This window comes from Paenibacillus sp. Aloe-11 (assembly GCF_000245715.1).
Classification (GTDB): Bacteria; Bacillota; Bacilli; order Paenibacillales; family Paenibacillaceae; genus Paenibacillus; species Paenibacillus kribbensis.
This window is the reverse complement of the sequence record NZ_JH601059.1, coordinates 44,619-51,622: the sequence shown is the minus strand read 5'-3', so window position 1 is coordinate 51,622 and position 7,004 is coordinate 44,619. Positions and strand designations below refer to the sequence as shown.

The window sequence follows — 7,004 nt, the reverse complement described above, 5'->3', positions numbered from 1 at the left end:
GGCGGGATGGCTTTATTAATCGCTGGTTTGCCGAGCCGTTGTTTAACGGGAAATATCCTGAGGATATGGTGGAATGGTACGGGGCGGATCTGAATGGATTGGATTTTGTAGAGCCCGGTGATATGGAGCTGATTCAGCAGCCGGGGGATTTTTTGGGCATCAACTATTATGCCCGCAGCGTCATTCGAGCGACTACAGACACTTCGTTGCTGCAGGTGGAGCAGGTTCGCATCGAGGAGCCGGTAACGGATATGGGATGGGAGATTCATCCCGAATCCTTTTATAAGCTGCTGACCCGGATTGAGAAGGATTTTACCAAGGGCATACCCATTTTAATTACGGAAAACGGAGCAGCGATGAAGGATGAGCTGATGAACGGGAAAATTGAGGACACCGGGCGTCAGCACTATATTGAGGAGCATTTAAAGGCATGCCACCGCTTTATCGAAGAGGGAGGCCAGCTCAAGGGTTATTTTGTCTGGTCATTCCTTGATAACTTTGAATGGGCCTGGGGCTACAGCAAACGTTTCGGTATTATACATGTCAATTACGAAACGCAGAAACGAACACCCAAACAAAGTGCGCTGTGGTTCAAGCAAGTGATGGAAAATAACGGGTTTTAGACAGAAAAAGGGGATATAATTTAAGCCGTCATGCTACAATCACAGAACATGACGGCTTTTAAGATTGCGGAATACTTGTGTAAGGCGGGTTATGCTGAAATATCCTGCATATCGAGTATAACAGGGCAGTGGTCGCTACCCGTAATATGGCAATCTATGCTTGCATCTATTAATAGCGGGCGAAGTCTGTCCGAGACGAGGAAGTAGTCGATCCGCCAGCCGATGTTCCGTTCTCTCACCTTCGGCATGTAGGACCACCAGGAATACACATCCGTCCGGTCAGGATAAAAGTGTCTGAAGGTGTCTATAAACCCGGCGCCTAGCAACTGCGACATTCGCTCCCGTTCCTCAGGCGTAAATCCGGCATTGCCATAGTTGGCTTTTGCATTTTTCAAATCAATCTCCTGATGAGCCACGTTGAGATCACCACAAACAATGACAGGCTTCGATGCATCCAGCTGTTGCAGATAGTTGCGGAAACGGTCCTCCCATTCCAGTCTGTACGGCAGTCGGGACAAATCCCGTTTGGTATTCGGAGTATACACATTAACCAGATAAAACCTCTCGAATTCCAGAGTAATGGTCCTGCCTTCAGGCTCCCCATTTTCTTCAAGGCCATAATGCACAGAAAGCGGCTTGAATTTAGTGAAGATAGCCGTACCGGAATATCCTTTTTTCTCGGCATAATTCCAGTACTGTGTGTATTCCTCCATGTTCTCCATGAGAATTTGTCCCTCTTGAAGCTTGGTTTCCTGTACGCAAAAAATATCGGGATTTGTTTCTTTAAGATAAGTATAAAATCCTTTGGTCACACAGGCTCTTAAGCCATTAACATTCCAAGATATTAATTTCATTGTCGATCTCCTTATTACTCATCGCGGTCAAGCGGTGTGGTTGAATATATCCTCGGTTGGGATAAGCACATATAATGAAATAACGATATGGGGAACAAGATAGATGATAGCAATCTCTGTGTTTTTTTAAAAGGGCAGTTACTAGCAAGCCATGATCTGTACACAAAAAAAGCTGCTTCCAACAAGCGCTAAACCGACATACGGCATAGTGGAAGCAGCCTTTCTACATTAAAAATGCTAACGAAGCTAAAGCTCCGACGCCCCCCGACGGGGTTCTCATCCCGTTGAAACGAAAAAAACTTCCTAATTAGGAAGTTTTGTTTATACGTCCCAGGAGGGATTCGAACCCCCGACCGACGGCTTAGAAGGCCGTTGCTCTATCCAGCTGAGCTACTGGGACATAAAATTCAAGCGAATATTAATATATCACATGGATGCAAAAGATTCAAGTCTTGTTTCCCATATTATTTGGTTGTTCAGACTTTGTGCAGCATAAATTCAGACTAGGCGTGGTTTTTTTTGCCTTATAAAAGGGTATGTTAGAATACAGGTGAATATGCTGAAGACGAGTGGTTGGACTTAAGCTGCTGTTTCTCATATAATCTACAAATACTTTAGCTTGCGGAGGAGAGGGGGTGCCTTTAATAAAGGACTCCAAGGTGACGACAAAAGAAAACAATATTGTATTGTTTCCAAAGACACTGGACTATTATCAAATTCAACTTACTGTGATGCTTGAAAACGAACGTTACGGAGAGGCGATGGCGATGCTGCGTTTTTTAATGCAGTGTCAGGGACAGGAGCAGAAACAATACGATGAATGGGATGCTCTATTACAATGGCTGGAAGCTGCCTTTCCACAGTATGTTGACAGTGGGGGAGTGACGGACGTTGTGGAAGAAGACGAGGTGGGTGAAGTAGAATTGGCTCGCCGCCATGCACGCTTTAAGCAAGAGCAGGATGCAGGGTATGGCAATAAGCTTCTGCAGATGGCTATGGATGGACCATTATCCGAACAGACGATTTTAGCACTTGAGCAGCTGTCCTATCTGGAGCTGCCGGAAATTGACGATGCCTTGCTTCGCTGGATAAAAGAACGGGAAATCCATCCTCTCCTCCAATTCCGAATTTTGCAGACCATGCGACGACGTGGAATGGAAGGGATAATAGAAATCAGACGGGGAGATGAAAAAGCGGAGATCGATATTGAAACTGTTCCTCTTCAGCCAGGTGATTTTCCTGAACAGATTATGCGTATTTTGGAACGGGTAGCTGATCAGACCGAGGTGCATGAGCCTACGCTGTTCTATTTTGCGCAGGAGCTGTGGTCGCAGTTTGTAATGGCTGTATATGGTACGAATGATTACAGATCGATGCTGGTGGAAGAGGACGGAATACAGGATATTTGGGCGGCAGCTCTTCACCAGACGGTTTCAGAGAGTTTGGGTGGAAACAACAATGAGGAAGAAACACGTGCTATTTACGGCATTACAGATGCGCTGCGCTTCCGTTTTGAGCAGGCGTATCGGTCAATGCGGCTCTTTGTAGCTGCGGGAATGAATACTCCTTGAATGACCGGAAACGTTTACCTGTAAAGCATTGAAAGGGCTGCTCTTGAAAAAGACAGTAATGTTAGATATACTATAATGGTTATTTTGTGTGCGTTGATTGAAATGAAAACTAAGTGAAGATTTTGTTGGAGGGGAAAGCATAAAATGAAAGCAACTTGGGAGAAAATAGAGAAGAACCTTGGGGTTCTTGAAGTTGAGGTTGACGCGGATCGTGTAGCCGCTGCACTCGACAAAGCTTTTAATAAAGTGGTAAAGCAAGTAAGTGTACCAGGATTCCGTAAAGGAAAGGTACCACGCCCTATTTTTGAAAAACGCTATGGTATTGAAAGCTTGTATCAGGATGCAATCGACTTCCTGCTGCCAGAAGCTTATGGTCAAGCTGTAGAGCAAACGGACATTTTCCCGGTTGATAGCCCGGACGTTGAAATTGATCAATTTGCTAAAGGCGAATCTTTCAAATTCAAAGCGAAGGTGACAGTTAAGCCTGAAGTTACTTTGGGCGAGTACAAAGGCGTAGAGGTGCCTGTAAGCAAAATCGAAGTAAGCGACGAAGAGCTGACTCAAGAGCTGGAGCGCCTGCAACAACGTCATGCTGAATTGGTTGTCGTTGATGAAGATGCTGCTCAATCCGGCGATACAGCTATTATCGACTTCGACGGTTCCGTAGACGGCGTACAGTTCGAAGGCGGACAAGCCGAGAAGTATTCTCTGGAGCTGGGCTCTAACACATTCATCCCTGGCTTTGAAGATCAAGTGATTGGTTTGCATACTGGCGATTCCAAGGACGTTGAAGTAACGTTCCCTGAGAACTACCATTCTGCTGACCTGGCTGGTAAACAAGCTGTATTCAAAGTGAAAGTTCATGAGCTGAAACGCAAAGTTCTTCCTGAACTGGACGATGAATTTGCTAAAGATGTAAGTGAATTTGACACATTGGCTGAATTCAAGGAAGACCTGAAAAAGCAATTGCTGGAGCGTAAGGAAAATGAAGCTAAAGCAGCTCGTGAGGGTGCTGTAGTGGAGAAAGTTGCTGAGAACGCAACAATCGACATTCCTGAAGCAATGGTCAAGAGTGAAGTGCAAAACATGGTTCGCGATTTCGACAACCGTCTGCGCAGCCAAGGCATGAACCTTGAAATGTTCCTAGGCTTCTCCGGTCAAAGCAAGGAAGACCTGGAAGAGCAAATGAAAGCTGATGCTGAGAAGCGCGTACGTAACAACCTCGTGCTGGAGCAAGTGGCTAAGGCAGAAAACATCGAAGTTTCCGAAGCGGAAATTGATGAAGAGCTGAAAAACATGGCTGATGCTTACAAACGTTCTGTTGAAGAAATCCGCAGTATTCTGGAAAGTAACGGCTCGTTTGCCAACTTGAAAGAAGAGATCTCACTGCGCAAAACAATTGCTTTGCTGGTGGAAAACAGCAAAGAAGTTGAAGCACCAGCTGCAGCTGCTGAGTAATTCAAACGATAAAATATACGGGGTATGCTGTAACAGGCTGCAACGTAGTAATTAGATAGGGATAAGGCACGTAGTGAAAGTTACGTGCCTTATTTTTACCTTAGGAAACCTAAATTTTAGTCGTTTATGGAAAGGGCTGTAAGTGCTGTTTTTGTGTTTTACATAAGTCACTACTGTACATTTGCACATACATACGAAACATGGTTAAATATGAGAAGGTCTCGGCAGAGCGTATTGTAAACAGTCGCACTTTAGATCAGCGGATGCAAATATGACACGAGACTCTGAACATGTTAAAATATTTTGTAAGGTGTTCACGTTTCATGCTCGCCGCTTTCGTTTTAATGGGACTTAAGGAAGCGGATGAATACAGGTGTTCATTTTAATTAAGAAAAGAGGTTGGTCGTGATGAGTCTCGTCCCTATGGTTGTGGAACAAACGAATCGAGGAGAACGATCTTACGATATTTACTCGCGGTTGCTTAAGGATCGCATCATTTTCCTAAGTGGCCCGATTGATGACGATGTCGCCAATCTCGTCATTGCACAGCTATTGTTCCTTGCTGCGGAAGATCCGGAGAAGGATATCAATTTGTATATTAACTCGCCGGGCGGTTCTGTAACTGCGGGCATGGGTATATATGATACAATGCAATTTATTAAGCCGGACGTATCAACGATCTGTGTAGGCATGGCTGCAAGTATGGGTTCTTTGTTGCTCACAGCGGGTGCACCAGGCAAAAGATATGCGCTTACTAACAGTGAGGTTATGATCCATCAGCCGCTCGGCGGCATTCAGGGGCAAGCCTCTGATATGCTGATCCATGCGGATTGGATTATCAAAACACGTGCCAAGCTGAATCAAATCTATGTAGAGCGTACGGGTCAGCCCCTCGAAAAAATCGAACGTGATACTGACCGGGATTTCTTCATGGAAGCAGAAGAGGCAAAAGCATATGGTATCATTGACCAGGTGCTGTCTAAACCGATTAATCTGTAAAGGGGTGGCTCTATGTTTAAATTTAATGATGAAAAAGGACAATTGAAATGTTCTTTCTGCGGCAAATCTCAAGATCAGGTTCGCAAGCTTGTTGCCGGACCAGGTGTATATATATGTGACGAATGCATTGAGCTGTGCACGGAGATTGTGGAAGAGGAATTGGGTCATGAAGAAGAAGTAGATCTGAAAGACATTCCGAAACCGATGCAAATCCGTGAGATTTTGGACCAATATGTCATTGGTCAGGATCAAGCGAAAAAATCGTTGTCTGTAGCGGTATATAACCATTACAAACGTATTAATACACAAAACAAAATTGACGATGTGGAGTTGCAAAAAAGCAACATTCTGATGCTTGGACCTACAGGTTCGGGTAAAACGTTGCTTGCGCAAACCATGGCTAAAATTTTGAACGTACCTTTTGCTATTGCAGATGCCACTTCCCTCACGGAAGCCGGTTATGTAGGTGAAGACGTTGAAAACATTTTGCTGAAATTGATTCAAGCAGCCGATTATGATGTGGAAAAAGCCGAGCGCGGCATCATCTACATTGACGAAATTGATAAAGTAGCCCGTAAATCCGAAAACCCGTCCATTACGCGCGACGTATCGGGAGAAGGTGTACAGCAGGCGCTGCTTAAAATTTTGGAAGGCACGGTTGCTTCTGTACCTCCGCAAGGTGGCCGCAAGCATCCACATCAAGAGTTCATTCAAATTGACACCACAAATATCCTGTTTATTTGCGGTGGCGCCTTTGACGGTCTGGAGCAAATGATCAAACGCCGTATCGGTAAAAAGGTCATTGGCTTTAATGCCACTAGCGAACAAAAAGATCTGAAGCCAGGCGAATATACTTCCATGGTATTGCCTGAGGATCTGTTGAAATTCGGACTGATTCCGGAATTCGTAGGACGTTTGCCAGTCATTTCTACGCTGGAGCCGCTTGATGAGAAAACATTGGTTCGTATCTTGTCGGAGCCGAAAAATGCGTTAACCAAGCAATACCAGAAGATGCTGGAACTGGATAATGTGCAGCTGGAGTTTAAGCAAGATGCTCTGGAAGCCATTGCTCGTGAGGCGATCAAGCGTAACACGGGTGCCCGTGGTCTTCGCGCGATCATTGAAGGTATTATGCTCGACGTCATGTATGAAGTTCCTTCCCGTGATGATGTGACGACTTGCGTCATCAACGAGCAGGTAGTAAAAGACAAAATCGCACCGGAACTCGGTGGTACAAATAAGGATAAAAAACAAGAAGAGAGCGCCTAAGGATTGATACTTCGCGATCTCTAAAACATGAGAAGCCGGATCTCCACTTCACTAAACCGTATGAGGTTTTAAGGGGTGGAGGTTTGGTGTTAATGGGAGAGAAAAGTACATGTTCTTAAGACAAGACACACGTCCCGTTAAAGTCGGGAATCTGACGATTGGCGGCAGCAATGAAGTCATTATCCAAAGTATGTGTACAACCAAAACAGCAGATGTGGAAGCTACGGTAG

At 45.0% G+C, this 7,004-nt stretch carries 7 protein-coding genes and 1 tRNA gene; 6 read left to right on the top strand and 2 right to left on the bottom strand.

Annotated elements, in window-relative coordinates; all coding sequences use genetic code 11:
* A partial coding sequence (locus WG8_RS28745; RefSeq protein ID WP_007431728.1) for a family 1 glycosylhydrolase occupies positions 1 to 623 on the top strand: 623 nt, incomplete at its 5' end.
* Positions 624 to 712: 89 nt separating this feature from the next.
* On the opposite strand, the gene WG8_RS18395 is transcribed toward WG8_RS28745, so the two are convergent.
* Complete coding sequence (locus WG8_RS18395; RefSeq protein ID WP_007431727.1) at positions 713 to 1,477, bottom strand: exodeoxyribonuclease III; 765 nt, start codon at positions 1,475 to 1,477, stop codon at positions 713 to 715.
* Between the two features lie 326 nt (positions 1,478 to 1,803).
* Positions 1,804 to 1,877 (bottom strand) — tRNA-Arg (locus WG8_RS18390).
* Between the two features lie 235 nt (positions 1,878 to 2,112).
* Between WG8_RS18390 and WG8_RS18385 the strand changes: the two genes are divergently transcribed.
* The 5 genes from WG8_RS18385 to WG8_RS28740 form a co-directional block, all read left to right on the top strand.
* On the top strand, positions 2,113 to 3,048 hold the full coding sequence (locus WG8_RS18385) for a hypothetical protein (protein WP_007431726.1): 936 nt from the start codon (positions 2,113 to 2,115) through the stop codon (positions 3,046 to 3,048).
* Positions 3,049 to 3,192: 144 nt separating this feature from the next.
* The gene (gene tig / locus WG8_RS18380; RefSeq protein ID WP_007431725.1) at positions 3,193 to 4,506 is read left to right on the top strand and encodes a trigger factor; all 1,314 of its coding nucleotides are present in this window, start codon (positions 3,193 to 3,195) and stop codon (positions 4,504 to 4,506) included.
* 408 nt (positions 4,507 to 4,914) lie between these two features.
* On the top strand, positions 4,915 to 5,505 hold the full coding sequence (gene clpP, locus WG8_RS18375; protein ID WP_007431724.1) for an ATP-dependent Clp endopeptidase proteolytic subunit ClpP: 591 nt from the start codon (positions 4,915 to 4,917) through the stop codon (positions 5,503 to 5,505).
* A 12-nt stretch (positions 5,506 to 5,517) separates the two neighbouring features.
* Positions 5,518 to 6,774, top strand: a complete 1,257-nt coding sequence (gene clpX / locus WG8_RS18370) for an ATP-dependent protease ATP-binding subunit ClpX (protein WP_007431723.1) — start codon at positions 5,518 to 5,520, stop codon at positions 6,772 to 6,774.
* A 109-nt stretch (positions 6,775 to 6,883) separates the two neighbouring features.
* The coding region (locus WG8_RS28740; RefSeq protein ID WP_007431722.1) for a flavodoxin-dependent (E)-4-hydroxy-3-methylbut-2-enyl-diphosphate synthase at positions 6,884 to 7,004 on the top strand (121 nt) is incomplete at its 3' end.